Annotated in this window: 1 rRNA gene; it reads right to left on the bottom strand. The window is 49.8% G+C overall.

Annotated features, from left to right (window positions below):
• Positions 1-193: 193 nt before the first annotated feature.
• Positions 194-275: ribosomal RNA gene (locus EVJ24_RS15300) — 16S ribosomal RNA — on the bottom strand; the annotation flags it as partial.

Below are 275 nucleotides of genomic sequence, written 5' to 3'. Positions count from 1 at the left end.
GCTCCTAGTGCCAAGGCATCCACCGTACGCCCTTTCTACCTTGATCTAGCGTTTCTAAGACACACGGTCCGAACGGACCATGCATATTTTTCTTGGTTTGATGTCTTGATGAATCTTCAGTTTTCAAAGAACAATCGAGGGACGAACCCTCAAAACTGAACGATGGGCAATGCCACATGGGCATTTTCCTTAGAAAGGAGGTGATCCAGCCGCACCTTCCGATACGGCTACCTTGTTACGACTTCACCCCAATCATCTGTCCCACCTTCGGCGGC

It is taken from the genome of Exiguobacterium sp. SH1S21 (assembly GCF_004337175.1).
GTDB classification, from domain to species: Bacteria; Bacillota; Bacilli; order Exiguobacteriales; family Exiguobacteriaceae; genus Exiguobacterium; species Exiguobacterium aurantiacum_A.
This window is presented reverse-complemented; position numbering and strand designations above follow the sequence as displayed.